We start from the raw sequence: 17203 nt of genomic DNA, 5'->3' as shown, positions 1-17203 counted from the left end.
CGGGCCTCGTCCCCGGACCGCGAATCAGCACCATAGCGCTTGCGCGAATCGGCGTGAAGAATCAATCAGCGCAAAAATAAAGCCGGGCGAAAAGTCAATCGCCCGGCTTCAATATCTAGTGGCAAGTTTCGCCGTGGTTAATAGCGGTAGTGTTCCGGCTTGAACGGTCCCTGCGGAGTGACGCCGATATAGGCGGCCTGTTCGCCTGACAATTCGGTCAGGCGGGCACCGAGCTTGTCGAGATGCAGGCGCGCGACCTTTTCGTCGAGATGCTTCGGCAGGACATAGACCTGGTTCTCGTACTGGCCGGGCTTGGTGTACAGCTCGATCTGGGCCAACACTTGGTTGGTGAAGGACGCCGACATGACGAAGCTCGGGTGGCCGGTAGCGTTGCCGAGGTTGAGCAGGCGGCCTTCCGACAAAAGGATCATCCGCTTGCCGTCCGGAAAGGTGATCATATCCACCTGAGGCTTGATGTTGGTCCATTTCAGGTTGCGCAGCGAGGCCACCTGGATCTCGTTGTCGAAGTGACCGATGTTGCCGACGATCACCATGTCCTTCATCAGGCGCATGTGGTCGAGGGTAACAACGTCCTTGTTGCCGGTGGTGGTGATAACGATGTCGGCCGTCGGCGCTGCGTCTTCGAGCGTGACCACCTCGAAACCGTCCATCGCCGCCTGCAGCGCGCAGATCGGATCGACCTCGGTGACCTTGACGCGGGCGCCGGCGCCCTTGAGCGAAGCCGACGAGCCCTTGCCGACGTCGCCATAGCCGCAGACAACCGCGACCTTGCCGGCCATCATCGTGTCGGTGCCGCGGCGAATGCCGTCGACAAGCGATTCCTTGCAGCCATATTTGTTGTCGAATTTCGACTTGGTGACGGAATCATTGACGTTGATCGCCGGGAACGGCAGCAGGCCTTTTTTCTGCAATTGATAGAGCCGGTTGACGCCGGTCGTCGTCTCTTCGGTGACGCCGCGGATCGCTTCCTTCTGCTTGGTGAAGAAGCCGGGCGATGCCTGCATGCGCTTCTTGATCTGGGCAAACAGGATCTCTTCCTCTTCGCTGCCCGGATTGGACAGCACATCCTCGCCGGCCTCGGCGCGGGCGCCGATCAGGATGTACATGGTGGCATCGCCACCGTCGTCGAGGATCATGTTGGAGGTGCCGCCATCGGCCCACTGGAATATCTTGTCGGTGTAGACCCAATAATCCTCAAGCGTCTCGCCCTTGACGGCAAACACCGGAATTCCGGCCTCGGCAATGGCCGCGGCAGCGTGGTCCTGGGTCGAGAAGATATTGCAGGAAGCCCAGCGGATATCGGCGCCGAGCGCCTTAAGCGTTTCGATCAGCACCGCCGTCTGGATGGTCATGTGCAGCGAGCCGGTGATGCGCGCGCCCTTGAGCGGCTTCTTGTCGCCGAATTCTTCGCGGCAGGCCATCAGGCCCGGCATTTCGGTTTCGGCGATCTCGATCTCCTTGCGGCCCCAGCCGGCAAGCGCGATGTCTGCGACCACATAGTCCTTGCTACCCGTCATGGCAGTGCTCCGATGCGAATTGATTGCGGGACGCGCCCGCCCCGAAAGCGTGTCGGAGGGCGCGAGGTGCCGGCCTGACTAGCAGATCGGGAGTCGGACGACAATGGGATATAAAGAAATCTTTATCCCTGCATGTCTTCAGAAGCGATCAGCACGTCAGCATTCCTCGCCAAAACGGGAAGCAACCAGTTGCTCCAGCGCATCGATGACCTCTTCGGCCTCCGGGCCGGTGGCGGTGACGCGGATCGAATAACCGGGGCTCGCCGCCAGCATCATCAGGCCCATGATCGAGGTGCCGCCGACCTTGACGCCGTCCTTCTCGACCTGGACCGTGGCGTTGAAGCCGCTGGCGATTTGAACGAACTTGGCCGAGGCGCGTGCGTGCAGGCCGCGCTGGTTGACGATCGGAAAGTCGCGAACGATCTTGTCCTTTTCCGGCAACAGCGCGCTCATTTGCTGCTCAGGAGTTGACTGGCGACATTGATGTATTTACGGCCGGCAGCCTGCGCCTCATCCAGCGCGGCCGTCATGTTGTCGCCCTTGCGAACGCTGGACAGCTTGATCAGCATCGGCAGGTTCATGCCGGCAATGACCTCGATACGCCCGGATTCCATCACGGAAATGGCGAGGTTAGAGGGCGTGCCGCCGAACATGTCGGTCAAAACGATGACGCCTGATCCCGTATCGACGCGGCCGACTGCCTCGATAATGTCGCGGCGGCGCTGTTCCATATCGTCGTCGGCACCGATCGCCACGGTCTCGAAATTGTCTTGTGGCCCAACGACATGTTCCACGGCATTGCGGAACTCGGCGGCCAGTTGACCGTGCGTTACAAGCACGAGTCCGATCATTCTTTGGTGGCTCCCGTCATCGCCGCTTCACAGGCGCATTTTATGCTCGCCGACCGTTCCAGGTGGCGGGAGCGCTATCTTGTCGACGCAAGGCCCGTTGACAAGCCCAAAATTGCGCCGGCCCAAGCCAATTTGACGCATTGCAGCAAAAAATCGAAATCGGATCACAGGAAAGGCGCAATCGACAGGCGCGACATCAATGCCGGCAAGGCCGCCGCTACATTGCGCTCGGCAAGATCGATGCGCGGCACTGGTACGCCGACAACGAGTTCGCTGCAGTCTTCCTGGAAGCGGGCCATTTTGCCGGCTGGCACCAGCCGGATAATGAGGTCGATCACACAGCTTGGCTCGAACTGTATCGGTTTGGGGCCGAATCCCGGCACCTCGACGAGGCCGGCTATGCTGGCTGGTGCGCGGCAGACCAGCCGCCCGTCGCAATCTGCAGCATAGAGCTGGTCATCGCCGATCAGCCGGGAAAACAGCCCACGCTGGCTGCAATGATCGATCAAGGCGAGCGCCAGCGTCGTCTTGCCCAAGCCGGACGGTCCGGTGATGAGAATGCCGCGATCACCTATCAGGATCGCGGTGCCGTGAATATTTTCAGGCTGCACAATAGGACCAGGCGTGATTGGAATTCATCCGTCAGCCTTCCGCCGGCAGCGTCACCACGAAGCGCGCGCCCTTGATCTCGCCAGGCTTGGTGCCCGGGATGTTCTCGGCGCTCAGCGTGCCGCCATGGGCTTCAACGATCTGCCTGGATATCGACAGGCCAAGGCCCGAGTTCTGACCGAACGCCTCGCCGGCCGGCCGATCGGTATAGAACCGCTCGAAAATGCGATCGATGTTATCGGCCCGGATACCGGGTCCATTGTCGTCGATGGTGACGATGTTGAACTTGCCGGCGCGCGCCAGCGATATGGTGATGTGGCCACGTTCCTCGGGAACGAACGAGCGGGCATTCTCGATCAGGTTGGTGATCACCTGGCCGATCCTCAGATCATGACCGACGACGAAGTAGCCTTTCACGCCCTGTGGCAGTTTGGCGACCTTGAATTCGATCTCGACCGCCTTCTTGTTGCGCGTGGCCTCGCGCGAGACGGCGACCAGATCGGTGATGAACTTCTTGAGGTCGACGGTTCCCGCATCTTCCCGCGCCAGCTCGGCATCGAGACGGGAGGCATCGGAAATATCGGTGATGAGACGGTCAAGCCGCCTCACATCGTGCTGAATGATATCCATCAGCCGGCTGCGCGAATTGTCGTTCCTGGCCAGCGGCAATGTCTCCACCGCGCTGCGCAGCGAGGTAAGCGGGTTCTTCAACTCGTGCGAGACATCCGCGGCAAAACTTTCGATCGCCTCGATGCGGGCGTACAGCGCATTGGTCATGTCGCGCACGGCGATCGACAGATTGCCGATCTCGTCCTGCCGATCGGAGAAGTCGGGGATTTCCTCGCGGTTCTTGACACCGCGGCGAACCCTGACGGCTGCCGCGGAAAGCCGGCGCAGCGGATTGGCGATGGTGGAGGCCAGCAGCATCGACAGGATGGCGGTAACCAGGGCAGCAATGCCGAACACGCGCAGGATGGCCTTCCGCTCGGCCGCGACGATCTTGTCGATGTCGCCGCCTTCGGTCGACAGCATCAGCACGCCGAGGACGGCACGGAAGCGCTGGATCGGCACCGCCACAGAAACGATCTGCTCGCCTTGCTCCGAGATCCGCACGATCGTCGACGGGCTGCCGGTAAGCGCCTTGACCACTTCCGGAAACGCGGCGCCGTTGCCACCCGGCTGCTCGCGATAGACGGGCAGCTGCTTGTTGCGGAAGAAATCGAAGACGAATTTCTGGATGCGCTCCAGAAGGTCCGGCTGTTCCTCTTCGACCGGCGGCAGGTCGTAGCGAAGGATCTGGCCGCGCGAATAGAGATGGCGGGAATCGAGCAGCAGGTTGGCGTCGCGGTCGTAAATGCGGGCGCGGGTCCGCGTCGGCGAGATCAACCGCCTGAGCACCGGCGCCACGCGCTCCGGATTGATCGGGAAATCGAGGTTATCGAGCTGATCGGAGCCCGGGCCGAGGCTTTCGCCGGCCTGCAACTCGAGCAGCTTCTCCGGATCGATGCTGATCGAATCGGTCTCGACCGTCGCCGAGGCGGCGATCGCGCCGGCGATGATCTCGCCTTGAGTCATCAGGCTCTCGACACGGGCGTCGATCAGCCCGTCGCGAAAGGTATTGAGATAGAGAATGCCGGTGACCAGGACGGCAAGGCCGGCAAGGTTGAGAAAGAGGATACGCCGCGTCAGGCTGGAAAAGATGTGATGGCCGAGAAACCGGCGCATCGGCACCGTAATTTTCGACACGAAGGCGGGCAGAATCCGCGGCGGGCGCCTGGCGGCGCCCGACCGTCTCACTCGCTCTACTTGCACTGCCATCGAATAGCAGCTCCCGCTCGACTCAAGCTTCGCGGAACCGATATCCGACTCCGTAAAGGGTTTCGATCATTTCGAAGTCATCATCGACGGCCTTGAACTTTTTGCGTAGCCGCTTGATGTGACTGTCGATGGTGCGGTCATCGACATAAACCTGCTCATCATAAGCCGAATCCATCAGCGCATCACGGCTTTTTACAACGCCCGGACGCTGGGCCAGCGAATGCAGGATGAGGAACTCGGTGACGGTCAGCGTCACCGGCTCGCCCTTCCAGGTGCAGGTGTGGCGCTCCTGGTCCATGACAAGCTGGCCGCGCTCAAGCGACCGGGCCTGCTGGTTGGGCGCCTTGGCCGCCGCCTCGCGGGTGCTGGCGCGGCGCAGCACGGCGCGGACGCGCTCCACCAGAAGACGCTGCGAGAAGGGTTTGCGGATGAAGTCGTCGGCGCCCATCTTGAGGCCGAACAGTTCATCGATCTCGTCGTCCTTGGAGGTCAGGAAGATCACCGGCAGGTCGGATTTCTGACGCATCCGGCGCAGCAACTCCATGCCGTCCATGCGCGGCATCTTGATGTCGAGGATGGCGAGGTTCGGCGGGCGCGCCGCCAGTCCCTCCAGCGCCGATGCCCCATCCGTGTAGGTTTCGACCCGATAACCCTCGGATTCGAGGGCGATCGAAACCGAAGTCAGAATGTTGCGATCGTCGTCGACAAGCGCGATTGTTGCCATTTCAAGCGGCTCCCTCATGAGCTGTCCCTTCTTTCGTCGAGAAGGGGCTTTTGCAGGACAAATTAGGTACAAAATGTGGCATAGGCTGTATCCGCTGTCACGCGCGGCATGTCGACGGCCACAATTGTACCTCGATATGGATTGGACGAATGAACATCGCCAATCCTTTGGGCAACCATCAGTGTTTTTGCACATATAAACGATTTAAACAACTTTCAAAATATTTAAATCGATTAATGATTTGATATCATTCGCCTTTTCTGGTTTTGACGTTTTTAGCTCCTGCAATGGGGGTTCCGGAATTCGCCGGTAAAGACGCGGTAAATCGAAGAAGGGACACCCATGTCGGAAGCCGGCAAACGCAATCTTGCATGTGCAATCGATCGGATCGGCCTAAGAACCACGGGCGTGGTGCGCTATAATTTCGGCGCGGCCGCGCTCTACGAGGAGGCAATCCGCCGTGGCGAGGCCCGACTCACCGCGCATGGCGCGCTTGCCGCCGAGACCGGGCAGCACACCGGCCGCTCGCCCGGGGACAAATTCGTGGTGCGCGACGAAAGCACCGCGCCGCATGTATGGTGGGACAACAACAAAGCGATTTCGCCGATCCAGTTCGATACGCTGCTTGCCGATTTTCGCGCCCACGCGGCTGGAAAGGACCTTTATGTGCAGGACCTGGTCGGCGGCGCCGACGAGGAGCTGAAGCTGCCGACCAGGGTGATCACGGAGCTTGCCTGGCACTCCTTGTTCATCCGCAATCTGCTCATCCGACCGGCCGCCGCCGAACTCGAGCATTTCATGCCCGATTTGACGATCATCGACCTGCCGTCGTTCCGCGCCGATCCCGCCCGCCACGGCACGCGCGGCGAAACGGTGATTGCCGTCGATCTTTCGCACATGATCGTGTTGATCGGCGGTACCTCGTATGCCGGCGAGATGAAGAAGTCGGTGTTCACCGTGCTCAACTACCTGCTGCCGGCAAAAGGTGTGATGCCGATGCACTGCTCGGCCAATGAAGGGCCCGTCGGCGACGCGGCCGTTTTCTTCGGCCTTTCCGGGACCGGCAAGACGACGTTGTCGGCCGACCCGTCGCGCACGCTGGTCGGCGACGACGAGCATGGCTGGGGACCGCACGGCATCTTCAATTTCGAGGGCGGCTGCTATGCCAAGACGATCAAGCTTTCGGCCGAAGCCGAGCCGGAGATCTTCGCCACCACCCAGCGCTTCGGCACGGTGCTGGAGAATGTGGCGCTCGACGCAGGCCGCGTGCCGGATTTCGACGACGGCGGGCTGACCGAAAACACACGCTGCGCCTACCCGCTCCACTTCATCCCCAACGCCAGCAAGACGGGGCGCGCCAGCCACCCGAAGAACATCATCATGCTGACCGCCGACGCATTCGGTGTGATGCCGCCGATCGCGCGGCTGACCCCGGCGCAGGCCATGTACCATTTCCTCTCCGGCTATACCGCCAAGGTGGCGGGGACCGAGAAGGGCGTTACGGAACCCGAAGCGACATTTTCGACATGCTTCGGCGCACCGTTCATGCCGCGGCATCCGTCGGAATACGCCAATCTGCTGCGCGAGCTCATCGCCCGCCACGGCGTCGATTGCTGGCTGGTCAACACCGGCTGGACCGGCGGCGCCTACGGCACCGGCAAGCGAATGCCGATCAAAGCAACGCGGGCGCTGCTTGCGGCGGCGCTCGACGGCTCGCTGAAAGCGGCCGACTTCCGCACCGACGCCAATTTCGGTTTCGACGTACCGGTGACGGTTGCCGGCGTCGACCGCGCCATTCTCGACCCTAGATCGACCTGGATCGACAAGCCCGCCTACGACCGGCAGGCGGCAAGGCTGGTCGGTATGTTCGTCGACAATTTCGAAAAGTTCGAAGCCCATGTCGACGCCACCGTGCTCGGCGCCGCACCACGCATGCAGATAGCGGCTGAATAGCCGTCGCCCCCTGGTGATGCTTCAAGGCCCGGCTTCGATCGGGCCTTTTCTTTTTTCGCCTGCCGCGCCATGAGTGCGGCATGAACGCCGACGACAAGATCATCATTACCGACGATGCGGTGATTAATCCGGGCGACCTGCACGAGGACTTCATCCGTTCGTCCGGCCCGGGCGGCCAGAACGTCAACAAGGTGGCGACGGCAGTGCAATTGCGCTTCGATGCCGCCAATGCGGCCGGCCTGTCGGAGCGGGTGCGCGAACGGACCATCAAGCTTGCCGGCCAGCGCGCCACCAAGGACGGCGTCATCGTCATCGAAGCCGGACGCTTCCGCACCCAGGAGCAGAACCGGGCGGACGCCCGGGCGCGGCTGACGGCACTGGTCGCCAAGGCCGCCGAACCACCACCACCGCCGCGCAAGAAGACAAGGCCGTCCAAAGGCGCGGTCGAAAGACGGCTCAAGAGCAAGGCCGGGCGCGGCTCGATCAAGAAACTGCGCGGCCGGGTCGGGGATGAGTGACAGCCAAAGCGGCTTCGGATCTCAGATCGCCGGTTAAAGCGCGCAGCCACCGTCGGAGGCGGCTTTCGGGTCGCCGTTTTCATTTGACGGTGGCATTCTGATTTCTCCAGACCAACGGATTAAGCGACGCGATGCTCGTACTGCCCAAAGGCGTCCGCCATATGCCCGGCTACCTGTCGCGCGCCATGCAGGAAGTGCTGGTGGAAGATATCCGGCAGGTCGTGCAGAAGGCGCCGCTGTTCGTGCCGGCGATGCCGCGTACCGGCAAGGAGATGAGCGTGCGCATGACCAATTGCGGTCCGCTGGGCTGGGTCACCGACAAGGAGCACGGCTATCGCTACCAGCCGACCCACCCGGTGACCGGAAGGCCTTGGCCGCCGATCCCGGAGATGCTGCTCGAACTGTGGCGGGATGTATCTGCCTATGCGCACCCGCCGGAAGCCTGCCTGGTCAATTTCTATTCGCAGGATGCCAAGATGGGTCTTCACCAGGACCGCGACGAGAGCGATTTCTCCGCGCCTGTCGTCTCGGTGTCGCTCGGCGACGATTGCCTGTTCCGGGTCGGCCAGACGACGCGCGACGGCGCCACCAAATCGTTCAGGCTGAGGAGCGGCGACGTCGTCGTGCTTGGCGGCGAAGGGCGGCTCTGCTTTTACGGCGTCGACCGTATCTACCCGTCGACCTCGGCATTGCTCAGGAGTGGCGGCCGCATCAATCTGACGCTGCGACGGGTGACGATGCCGAAATAGGCTGTTCGGGTGGCCGGTGGCCCGGGCGGACATAATCGTCGCGCAGATAGATGCGCTCGGTCTCGTCCTCGATAAGAATGCGGTAGTGCGCCAGGATGGCGTCAAAGCCAAAACGCCCCATCAGTTGGCTTGTCCACATTGTGTTGTTTTTCTTGAAGACGACGATATCCGGGCGCAGACGCGCGAACTCTTCGCGTTTGCTTTCGACGTAGCGCGCCATGATGGCTCGGTAACGCGTGGCTTCGGCGGTGTCACCCGAGAGAGCTGCCTGCCGGGACAGGGAAAGTGCGAACGCTCCAAGCCAATCGCTGACGTGGGTCGAAACGAACTGCCCATCGATCATACGGTTCAACGGATGTCCCGAGGAAATATCCGAACTGACCAACGCTACGGTCGGCCGATCGGTGGCGGCGCGAATTGCGGCAACCAGTGCCGGCCCTGGTTTCTGGGTGCTCCAATAGGGCAAGAAAGCGATTGCCACCGCCGCCAATGCCCAAGCTCGCGAAGGAGCCGTCACGAACGTCAACAGCTTCGACGGCTGCTGCACGATCCTGGGCAGTGCCAGCAGGCAGAAAATGGCTGCCACAGCGCAAAAGATCGCGGGATAGGCATGATAAGACCAGCCTTTGGCTTGGTAGAACAGGGGAAACATGCCAGCGATCGATGCCGCCAACGCAACCGGGCCTGGCAGGCCACAGCCACCAGATCAGGAAGACAAGGAAACACCACGAGAAACCGTAGCCGATCACAATCGGCCAAAAGATGCCGATCTTTGCATAAACGTCCGCCAAGAGGGGATAGATGTCGCGCACGAATTCCGGATGGATCAGCGTGACCGTGCTGAGATAGACAACGCAGATGCCGCCAATGACCCAGTGTTCCAGGGCGAAGATCGATTTCAGACTGCGCCGGCGCACTGCAACGACCAGCGCCGGCGCCAACACCATGATCGCATAGTAGGGCTTGACCAGCAGCAGAATGCTGCCCGACAGGCCGGCGAGTACGGCGAGCCCGGGGTCTGGTTGGGCAGCTGCATCTCTGCGCGCGCGCCAGGCATGAAGCGCAAGCAGCGGCATGAAAAGTGCCATGCCGATATGCTCCCGCTCGCTGAAAGCATTTCCGGGGAAGACCACCAACATTGCGCAAAACGCTGGCCCCAGTGCAAACAATGATGCAGTTTCGGTGAAACCCGCACGCTTGACGATCACGCCCGAGAGCGAAAGTCCGATAAGCACGGCAAGGTATGTCCAGGCCTCAACCAGGATTTCCGGGGCGGTGCCCAGCAATCTGGCCGCAGCCACTGGCGGCAGATAGAGCCAGACGCTGAATGGGGGATTGGTTTCGTAGATTTGCGAGTAAAGCCGCTCACCGGACAGCATACGCTCGCAGACCGTGATCAGCCAGCTAGTGTCGGGAACAGTCCCCCAACGTCGCTGCCAGAAGATCGAGAAGACGGTGACTGCGGCAATGGCCATGACATTGCGGCTAGGAAGCAGCGACGCCGCAATATCCCGGTCGCGCCAGCGGCTCAAGCCGCCAATGTCGTTCGAGACGCTCATGCTGTTGCACCGAGGCTCTCGAGATCGAGCCATATGTCGTCCAGCGGAGCGATTGGATCCAGCCGTGTCATGGGTTTCCGGGGGCTCCTGCTCAATCGGTTTGGAGCGGCGCAGGCGCCGTGTAACGCAGATAGACAGTGATTTCCGGCTCGGCGTGCAGCAGACGATAGTCGGCCAAGGCGACCTGGATCCGCTTGTCCTGCAGCATCAGGGCAGTCCACGCGGGCGAGCCTGACAGCACGATATCGGGCTTCTTCGCTGATATCTCGGCGGCGTTTTCGCCGATCACCCGATCGCGGATGCTTTCAAGTTCCGGTCTCCGTTCGAGATCGCCGGTGACGCGGGCGAGCGTGTCCGCGTTGGAGACCGCCCAGGCGCTCGGATGGCGTGATATGAACCTGCCGCCGACCAGCCTGGCGAGGGGATGGGCAACCTGCATCTGGTCGGCAATAGACATGATGGTCGGGGTTTCGACCGTTGCGCGGATCGCGGCGACAGACCGGGCGATCGGGCCGTTATCCGTCGTCAGCGCCGCGTACTGTGCCCTGACCGCTATTTGCAGCACCAGCACGCAGCCGAAGATCAGGGCGGCCTTGCGAACGAAGCCTGCACTGCCGAATGTGCCGAACCGCACAAGCTGGATGCCAAATGCAAGTGTCGCAACAACGACCATCGGCAGCGCGTGATTGGGCCAACCCTTGCCCATGACGATGAAGGCCGGAATGAACCCCAGGGCGGTCAGGAGCGGAATCCTGACGTCCCAGTTCGTCTTTCTCAGGCCGCCGGCCGCAAGCACGGTGGCGGCGGCCAGAAGCAGCACCACTTTCGGCCAGTTTGCCAGCATATCGGCGGCAGAGGCCCTCAACGGAAGATAGACCTCCCTGACCAAGGGTAGGACGTCGCTGACGTAAGCGCGGTCGAAGAGCGCGATGGACGCGATATAGGCGACCACGATCGCAGCGCCCACCAGGTTCTCTGCGACGAAGAGCGGTCTCAGCGACCGCCTTTCAAGCGCAAGACAGAGCGACGGCAACATGAAGGCCAGCACAAAATAGGGCGGCTTGACCATGACCACGACCGCCGCGCCGAAGCCCGCGACCATGTGCTCCAGGCGCGAGCCCGCGCTGAAATCCAGGTTCCGCTGACGTGTGCATTGCAACGCCACCCAAGGCAGAATGGCAATCAATGCGAAGTGCTCGCGTTGGCCGAATTGATCCGGCATGAAACACAGGATCAAAAACAGGGCCGCCGCTGCCGCCCACAGCGCATGGGGCTGCCGGTAGACCGGTTCATCGCGCGCGAGAATGCGGACGGAAACGAAAAGACTGGCCAGGCTCAGGCAAACGACGCCAAGCGTCAGCCAGAATTCCGCACGCATGCCAGTGAGCTTTTCCAGGAGCATGAACGGCATGTAGAGCCAGATCGAGAAAGGGGGGTTGGTCTCCACGATGTCGGTGTTGAGCCGCTCTCCGCCAAGCAGGCGGTCGCAGACGACCAGAAGCCACGACACGTCAACATTGGTCGGAATTGCAACGGTCGATAGCCAGACGGCGTATGTGACGACCAGACTGGCCAGCAGCAGCGGAGCACCCGCTACGCCCACAAAGGGCGAGAAGCGGTTGGCGCCGGGCAGCAGTTCACTGAGGGATCGCGCGCTAGAGACCACGAAACACCCACCGCCCGAGGACGACATAGTTGATGACCGGCACGGCAATGCAGGTGAGCAGGATCGGGATTGCGGCAGGGACGCCGAGCATCTGGGTCAAAAGCCCCGGCAGGGCGATCGCGACGGCGAGGCCGGAAGCGGTGAGCAGGAGGAAGCGGGGCAATTCCATAGCGTGGCTGCCGCCCGAGGTGAACGTGAAATATTTATGCCCGGTGTAGGAGAACAGCGCGGCAACGGCGTAGGCCGCAAACGATGTGAGCGCGGCCGGCAGGGCCGCCGTTGCCTGTCCACGCGACAGCAGAAAAGCGCAAACGGCGTAGATCAGCGTCGACGCGATGCCAATCAGCGCAAAGCGCGATAGTCGACGATACGAGCCGGTGCCCATGACGCGGTCAAGCTGCCAATTTCTCGTCGAGGCGAGCGGTTTCGACGGCGCTGTCCTTGCGGAATACCGCCAGCAGCGAAACCCCGAAGGGCAAGCTTGCATTTGGTATGATGCGGCCTTCCGCCGAAAACACTGCCTTCATCGCCGCATTCAGTGGTTTTGGCGGCGTGGCATGGCCGGCTGGCAAGGCCGACTTGCGCAACCTGTCCACCAGTCGTGCCAGCGCCGCTACGGGGAAGAGCGCGGCATTTGTGTAGCTCAGCCGGTCGATCGCGAAACCAGCCCTTTCGATTCGTTCACGCAGCAGATTGCGTGAATAGCGCCGCATATGATGCAGCCCCACATCATGCGTGCTCCACAACCATTGGTGTGCGGGCACAGTGAGGACGACGCTGCCGCCCGGTTTCAGCACTTGGCGGATCGCGGCAAGCGACGCCTCGTCTTCGGCGACATGCTCCAGCACGTCGAACAGGCAGACGAGGTCGCAGCTTTGCGGCGCGACAGGAATGTTGTCCGGCAGATGTCCGGCGAGGAAGTCGCGGCCGGTCTTTTCCCAGGCAATCCTGCGCGCGAGATCGCTCATCTCGATTGCCGTCACTGCGCCGAACTGCTCCAGCATCCGGATGTTGCCGCCGGTGCCGGCGCCGATCTCTACGATGCGCGCGTTTTCAGGCAGGCCGATGCTGCGAATGACCGCCTCGGCGATGGCGCGACGCCCGCAGAACCACCAATGCTCGTCTTCGGTGGCGGCCATCTGTCGGTAGGCGTCGATCTCCATCAGCTCATTCCCTCATATTTGCGGCGCACGATGTAGATCGGACGCTGCTTGATCTCGGCGTAGACCCTGCCGAGGTATTGTCCGATGATGCCGATGCCGAGTAACTGGATGCCGCCAAGGAAAAGAACACTGACCAGCAGGGAGGCGTAGCCGGGCACATCAACGCCAAAGATCATTGTCTTGGCGACGATCAGCAGGCCGTAGAGGAACGACAGCGCGGAAATCGTCGCGCCGACATAGGTCCAGATTTCAAGCGGAGCGGTGGAGAAGCTGGTGATGCCTTCGAGCGCGAAGTTCCACAGCTTCCAGCCGGAGAATTTCGACTGGCCGGCGATGCGCTGATCGCGGACATATTCGACGCTTGCGGTGCGGAACCCGACCCAGGCGAACAGGCCCTTCATGAAACGACGGCGTTCGGGCAAAGACCGCAGCGCCTGGATGACCTGGCGGTCGATCAAACGGAAGTCGCCGACATCGTGCGGGATCTTCTGCTGCGCGATCCAGTTGTGAACGCGGTAGAACATCGAGGCGGAGCGCTGCTTGAGAAAGCTGTCGCTCGACCGATTGGCTCGCTTGGCCAGAACAACCTCAAAACCCTCGCGCCACTTTTCCACAAGCAGCGGAATGACATGCGGCGGATCCTGCATATCGACATCCATCGGAATCGCTGCATCGGCATCGCAGCTGTCGAGCCCCGCGGTCATCGCGGCTTCCTTGCCGAAATTGCGTGAAAGGTCGATTACGTGGATGCGTGGATCGGTTTGTTGGGCTTCGATCAGCTTTTCGAGCGTCGTATCGCTGCTGCCGTCGTTGACGAAGATGAACTCGAGGGCAACGCCTTTGTCCTTCAGCGGCGCGGTGCTTTCGCATACCGCCTTCAGGAATGGAGCAATTGCGCCTTCCTCATTGTGGACAGGCACGATCAGGGCAATCGTTGCGCCGCCGCTGCCCGGACGTGCGATGCGGTCAGCTGCCGGCCGATCGATGTTTAGGAATGGCGCATTCATTTGTTTGCCGAGCCCGCAGATCAGGCCCGACAATAGAAAGACTGGGTTAAGATGACTTTAAGGAATGTCCCGGGATTTCACAGTTTCCTGAGCGCCACTTCCTCGACCAGATGGTTGGCGCCCTTGCGCAGGATGAGATCGGCACGGGCGCGGGTCGGCAATATATTCTCGCGCAGATTCTTCAGGTTGATGTTGGTCCACAGGCCCTCGGCGATGGCGCGGGCCGCATCCTCGGAAAGTTGCGAATAGCGGTGGAAGAAGGAGGCCGGGTCGCGGAAGGCGGTTTCGCGCAGCCGCATGAAGCGGGCGATATACCAGTGATGGATCAGCGCCTCCTCGGCATCGATATAGATGGCGAAGTCGAAGAAATCCGACAGGAAAGGCACGATCTTGCCGTCCTTGGGCAGCTTGCCCGGCTGCAGGACATTAATGCCTTCGAAGATCAGGATGTCGGGCCGGTCGATGGTCTGGAACTCGCCCGGAATGACGTCATAGGTCAGGTGCGAATAGACCGGCGCGCGGACGTTGCGCTGCGCCGATTTGATGCCAGACAGGAAGCGCAGCAGCGCGCCGACGTCGTAGCTGTCCGGAAAGCCCTTGCGCTCCATCAAATTGTTGCGGCGCAGGATTTCGTTCGGCAGCAGGAAACCGTCGGTGGTGACCAGGTCGACCTTGGGACTCGACGGCCAGCGCGCCAGCAGCTCCTTTAGCACGCGCGCCGTGGTCGATTTGCCGACCGCCACGGAACCTGCAATGCCGATGATGAACGGTGTCTTGGCCGCGTCCAGCGCGTTGAAGAAGGCCTGGCGTTGCCTGAACAGGAGTTGACTGGCTTCGACATGAGCCGACAACAGCCGTGACATCGAAAGATAGATGCGCTCGACCTCGTGGAGATCGACCGGATCGTTCAGCGACCGCAGACGACGGACCTCGTCCTCGGTGAGCGTCATCGGCGTATCGGCGCGGAACCGCGACCATTGCTCGGCCGAGAAGAAACGATAGGGTGAATACTTCTCGGTAGGAGCGAGCTGGTCCATCGAGTTCCTCCGCAGCGATCAGCCCCGGTCCAGCCGAGACGCCTTTTCGGCGATGCCCGAACGACCGGTGCGGCGTTCAAGCTCGTTGAGCACATCGCTCAGCGGAATGTCCGCTATGCCGAGAACGACAAGCCAATGATAAATGAGATCGGCGCTTTCCGAAACAAGCGCGGCCCTATCGGCGCTGACGGCTGCGATCACCGTTTCGACTGCCTCTTCGCCGAGTTTCTGCGCTGCCTTGCTCATGCCACGCTGAAAGAGCTTGGCCGTCCACGAATCCGGATCGCCGGAACGTGCGCGTTCGCCAATAATCTTCTCCAGATCGGAGAGCGAGAACTCGGTCATGACGGCGTTTACAGCCTCTTCTTAGCCGGAAAGGCTCTAGGACCGATTACCCGGCGAGTCCAGCCGCATCGGCAGTCCGGCCTGAGCCATGTGCAGCTTGGCTTCGGCGATGCTGTAGGTGCCGAAATGGAAGATCGACGCCGCCAGCACCGCGCCGGCATGGCCGTCGCGAATGCCTTCGACAAGGTGGTCGAGCGTGCCGACGCCACCGGAAGCGATGACCGGCACGCGTACGGCATCGGCGACCGCGCGGGTAAGGGCTATGTCGTAGCCGGCCTTGGTGCCGTCGCGGTCCATCGATGTTAGCAGGATCTCGCCGGCGCCGAGATCGACCACTCGCCGAGCGAACTCGACGGCGTCGATGCCGGTCTTCTCGCGGCCGCCATGGGTGAATATCTCCCAGCGATCAGCCTCGCTCGCAGCGGACACTTTCTTGGCATCGATGGCGACGACGATGCACTGGTTGCCGAATTTGTCGGCAGCCTCGGCGACAAAATTTGGGGTCTTCACCGCCGCCGTGTTGATCGACACCTTGTCGGCGCCGGCCAGTAGCAGCTTCCTGATGTCGGCGACCTGACGGACGCCACCGCCAACGGTCAGCGGCATGAAACATTGTTCGGCGGTGCGGGCGATGACATCGAAAATGGTCTCGCGGTTTTCCGACGAGGCGGTGATGTCGAGAAAGCAGAGCTCGTCGGCGCCGGCCGCGTCATAGGCTTTTGCCGCTTCGACGGGATCGCCGGCATCGACCAGGTCGACGAAATTGACGCCCTTGACGACACGGCCGTTCTTGACGTCGAGACAGGGGATGACGCGGGCTTTCAGCATCAGATCCTCTCGATCGCCGCAAGAAAGTCGACAAGCAGCTGGCCGACGACGGGCGGAACTTCGGACTGGGAATCAAAGGCCGGGTCGTAGGCCGAGAGCGTCACGCCGACGATTGGGATTGACCTGGCCAGTCCGCAGGCAAGCTGCCGTAGCTGTTCCGGACTCGGGCCGCCCGGGTGCGCGTAGCGGTTCACCTGCAACACATCCGGATCGAGGACATCCAGGTCGAGATGCAGATGCGCCCGCACAGTCCCTGTCGCCGTGAGCTTTCCGATCATATCGAGTGCACCGGCACATTCGGTGCGCACGATCGGCAAAGTTTCCAGCAGTCGCTTTTCGTCGGGATCGAGGTCGCGGGCATCGACCAGCATGCAGCGCGCAGGGTCTATCGGCCGGAACCCCGGAATTGCTGCCGCCATCGGATGCCAGCAGAGCCCGAGCGTCGCCGCCAGCGCCATGCCGTCGAGAAAGCCGTAGGAGGACGTCTCCGGCGTGTTGAGATCGCCATGCTGGTCGATCCAGATGATCGAATCCGCAACTTCACCGGCGACCGCACCGGCGGCGGTCAGGCAATTTCCAGCAAGGATAATGGGGAAGCGTCCTCCATCGCGGGCGAGGTTAACCTTGGTCGCGACGGCGTTGCAGACGGCGAAGCCGGTTGCAATTTCGCGCCCCTGCTCGTCTCCGACCTTGCCGATATCTTCGACGGCGACGTCATGGCCAGCCACGGTCAGGGCTTCGACCAGCCCACCGCCGATGAAGGCGTCCGGCCCCTGGCCGCACCCTTCGTGATAGTGCCCGCTGTCGTAGGGAGCAACGATAATCGAGACCTTCACGT

Annotated in this window: 19 protein-coding genes; 3 read left to right on the top strand and 16 right to left on the bottom strand. The window is 61.7% G+C overall.

Features of this window, described 5'->3' with window-relative positions; translation table 11 throughout:
- Window positions 1-137: 137 nt before the first annotated feature.
- The 6 genes from ahcY to NKI47_RS14045 all read right to left on the bottom strand — a co-directional run bounded on the left by ahcY (window position 138) and on the right by NKI47_RS14045 (window position 5540).
- Window positions 138-1538 (bottom strand): adenosylhomocysteinase, encoded by a 1401-nt coding sequence (ahcY, locus tag NKI47_RS14070; RefSeq protein WP_023677552.1) that lies wholly within the window; start codon window positions 1536-1538, stop codon window positions 138-140.
- 156 nt (window positions 1539-1694) lie between these two features.
- Complete coding sequence (locus NKI47_RS14065) at window positions 1695-1991, bottom strand: HPr family phosphocarrier protein (RefSeq protein WP_023677551.1); 297 nt, start codon at window positions 1989-1991, stop codon at window positions 1695-1697.
- Entirely contained in the window at window positions 1988-2389 is a 402-nt protein-coding gene (locus tag NKI47_RS14060; RefSeq protein WP_023677550.1) for a PTS sugar transporter subunit IIA, read from the bottom strand. The genes NKI47_RS14065 and NKI47_RS14060 overlap by 4 nt, the downstream gene beginning before the upstream one ends.
- Before the next feature lie 164 nt (window positions 2390-2553).
- The gene (locus NKI47_RS14055) at window positions 2554-3000 is read right to left on the bottom strand and encodes an HPr kinase/phosphorylase (RefSeq protein WP_023677549.1); all 447 of its coding nucleotides are present in this window, start codon (window positions 2998-3000) and stop codon (window positions 2554-2556) included.
- A 31-nt stretch (window positions 3001-3031) separates the two neighbouring features.
- A complete protein-coding gene (locus tag NKI47_RS14050) occupies window positions 3032-4816 on the bottom strand; it encodes a sensor histidine kinase (protein WP_023677548.1) in 1785 nt (594 codons plus the stop codon).
- Window positions 4817-4838: 22 nt separating this feature from the next.
- Entirely contained in the window at window positions 4839-5540 is a 702-nt protein-coding gene (locus tag NKI47_RS14045) for a response regulator transcription factor (protein WP_023677547.1), read from the bottom strand.
- Window positions 5541-5882: 342 nt separating this feature from the next.
- Here NKI47_RS14045 and NKI47_RS14040 point away from each other — a divergent pair, with 342 nt between their 5' ends.
- From NKI47_RS14040 to NKI47_RS14030, 3 genes are all read left to right on the top strand, one after another.
- Window positions 5883-7493 (top strand): phosphoenolpyruvate carboxykinase, encoded by a 1611-nt coding sequence (locus tag NKI47_RS14040; RefSeq protein ID WP_352590790.1) that lies wholly within the window; start codon window positions 5883-5885, stop codon window positions 7491-7493.
- Window positions 7494-7573: 80 nt separating this feature from the next.
- Window positions 7574-8011 carry an alternative ribosome rescue aminoacyl-tRNA hydrolase ArfB gene (gene arfB, locus NKI47_RS14035; protein ID WP_023677545.1) on the top strand — a complete coding sequence of 146 codons (438 nt, stop codon included), beginning with the start codon at window positions 7574-7576 and terminating at the stop codon, window positions 8009-8011.
- Between the two features lie 131 nt (window positions 8012-8142).
- Complete coding sequence (locus NKI47_RS14030; RefSeq protein ID WP_352590788.1) at window positions 8143-8760, top strand: alpha-ketoglutarate-dependent dioxygenase AlkB family protein; 618 nt, start codon at window positions 8143-8145, stop codon at window positions 8758-8760.
- On the opposite strand, the gene NKI47_RS14025 is transcribed toward NKI47_RS14030, so the two are convergent.
- From NKI47_RS14025 to NKI47_RS13980, 10 genes are all read right to left on the bottom strand, one after another.
- Window positions 8723-8980, bottom strand: a complete 258-nt coding sequence (locus tag NKI47_RS14025) for a hypothetical protein (protein ID WP_352590785.1) — start codon at window positions 8978-8980, stop codon at window positions 8723-8725. The genes NKI47_RS14030 and NKI47_RS14025 overlap by 38 nt on opposite strands.
- Window positions 8981-9011: 31 nt before the next feature.
- Window positions 9012-10319 carry a hypothetical protein gene (locus NKI47_RS14020; RefSeq protein WP_352590782.1) on the bottom strand — a complete coding sequence of 436 codons (1308 nt, stop codon included), beginning with the start codon at window positions 10317-10319 and terminating at the stop codon, window positions 9012-9014.
- Between the two features lie 91 nt (window positions 10320-10410).
- Window positions 10411-11985: a hypothetical protein gene (locus NKI47_RS14015; RefSeq protein ID WP_352590779.1), complete on the bottom strand. Its 1575-nt coding sequence runs from the start codon at window positions 11983-11985 to the stop codon at window positions 10411-10413.
- A complete protein-coding gene (locus NKI47_RS14010) occupies window positions 11975-12370 on the bottom strand; it encodes a GtrA family protein (RefSeq protein ID WP_023677541.1) in 396 nt (131 codons plus the stop codon). Before NKI47_RS14010 ends, NKI47_RS14015 begins: the two co-directional genes overlap by 11 nt.
- 7 nt (window positions 12371-12377) lie before the next feature.
- On the bottom strand, window positions 12378-13148 hold the full coding sequence (locus NKI47_RS14005; protein ID WP_352590776.1) for a class I SAM-dependent methyltransferase: 771 nt from the start codon (window positions 13146-13148) through the stop codon (window positions 12378-12380).
- Entirely contained in the window at window positions 13148-14155 is a 1008-nt protein-coding gene (locus tag NKI47_RS14000) for a glycosyltransferase family 2 protein (protein WP_352454814.1), read from the bottom strand. Before NKI47_RS14000 ends, NKI47_RS14005 begins: the two co-directional genes overlap by 1 nt.
- 77 nt (window positions 14156-14232) lie before the next feature.
- The gene (gene coaA, locus NKI47_RS13995; protein ID WP_023677538.1) at window positions 14233-15192 is read right to left on the bottom strand and encodes a type I pantothenate kinase; all 960 of its coding nucleotides are present in this window, start codon (window positions 15190-15192) and stop codon (window positions 14233-14235) included.
- An 18-nt stretch (window positions 15193-15210) separates the two neighbouring features.
- A complete protein-coding gene (locus NKI47_RS13990) occupies window positions 15211-15537 on the bottom strand; it encodes a phosphoribosyl-ATP diphosphatase (protein WP_352576337.1) in 327 nt (108 codons plus the stop codon).
- Window positions 15538-15573: 36 nt separating this feature from the next.
- Window positions 15574-16368, bottom strand: coding sequence for an imidazole glycerol phosphate synthase subunit HisF (gene hisF, locus NKI47_RS13985; protein WP_023677537.1), 795 nt, complete (start codon window positions 16366-16368; stop codon window positions 15574-15576).
- Window positions 16365-17201 carry an arginase family protein gene (locus NKI47_RS13980; RefSeq protein WP_352590772.1) on the bottom strand — a complete coding sequence of 279 codons (837 nt, stop codon included), beginning with the start codon at window positions 17199-17201 and terminating at the stop codon, window positions 16365-16367. The genes hisF and NKI47_RS13980 overlap by 4 nt, the downstream gene beginning before the upstream one ends.
- Between the last annotated feature and the right edge of the window lie 2 nt (window positions 17202-17203).

The organism is Mesorhizobium sp. M0633 (assembly GCF_040320645.1).
Taxonomy (GTDB): Bacteria; Pseudomonadota; Alphaproteobacteria; order Rhizobiales; family Rhizobiaceae; genus Mesorhizobium.
Note: the sequence above shows the minus strand (reverse complement) of the source record. Positions and strands in the feature narration are given on the sequence as shown.

Excerpts from the sequence above, each read along its gene's own strand:
- ahcY (WP_023677552.1), bottom strand. The coding sequence starts at position 1,538 with ATGACGGGTAGCAAGGACTATGTGGTCGCAGACATCGCGCTTGCCGGC.
- NKI47_RS14065 (WP_023677551.1), bottom strand. The coding sequence starts at position 1,991 with ATGAGCGCGCTGTTGCCGGAAAAGGACAAGATCGTTCGCGACTTTCCG.
- NKI47_RS14060 (WP_023677550.1), bottom strand. The coding sequence starts at position 2,389 with ATGATCGGACTCGTGCTTGTAACGCACGGTCAACTGGCCGCCGAGTTC.
- NKI47_RS14050 (WP_023677548.1), bottom strand. The coding sequence starts at position 4,816 with ATGGCAGTGCAAGTAGAGCGAGTGAGACGGTCGGGCGCCGCCAGGCGC.
- NKI47_RS14045 (WP_023677547.1), bottom strand. The coding sequence starts at position 5,540 with ATGGCAACAATCGCGCTTGTCGACGACGATCGCAACATTCTGACTTCG.
- NKI47_RS14040 (WP_352590790.1), top strand. The coding sequence starts at position 5,883 with ATGTCGGAAGCCGGCAAACGCAATCTTGCATGTGCAATCGATCGGATC.
- arfB (WP_023677545.1), top strand. The coding sequence starts at position 7,574 with ATGAACGCCGACGACAAGATCATCATTACCGACGATGCGGTGATTAAT.
- NKI47_RS14030 (WP_352590788.1), top strand. The coding sequence starts at position 8,143 with ATGCTCGTACTGCCCAAAGGCGTCCGCCATATGCCCGGCTACCTGTCG.
- NKI47_RS14025 (WP_352590785.1), bottom strand. The coding sequence starts at position 8,980 with ATGGCGCGCTACGTCGAAAGCAAACGCGAAGAGTTCGCGCGTCTGCGC.
- NKI47_RS14020 (WP_352590782.1), bottom strand. The coding sequence starts at position 10,319 with ATGAGCGTCTCGAACGACATTGGCGGCTTGAGCCGCTGGCGCGACCGG.
- NKI47_RS14010 (WP_023677541.1), bottom strand. The coding sequence starts at position 12,370 with ATGGGCACCGGCTCGTATCGTCGACTATCGCGCTTTGCGCTGATTGGC.
- NKI47_RS14005 (WP_352590776.1), bottom strand. The coding sequence starts at position 13,148 with ATGGAGATCGACGCCTACCGACAGATGGCCGCCACCGAAGACGAGCAT.
- NKI47_RS14000 (WP_352454814.1), bottom strand. The coding sequence starts at position 14,155 with ATGAATGCGCCATTCCTAAACATCGATCGGCCGGCAGCTGACCGCATC.
- coaA (WP_023677538.1), bottom strand. The coding sequence starts at position 15,192 with ATGGACCAGCTCGCTCCTACCGAGAAGTATTCACCCTATCGTTTCTTC.
- NKI47_RS13990 (WP_352576337.1), bottom strand. The coding sequence starts at position 15,537 with ATGACCGAGTTCTCGCTCTCCGATCTGGAGAAGATTATTGGCGAACGC.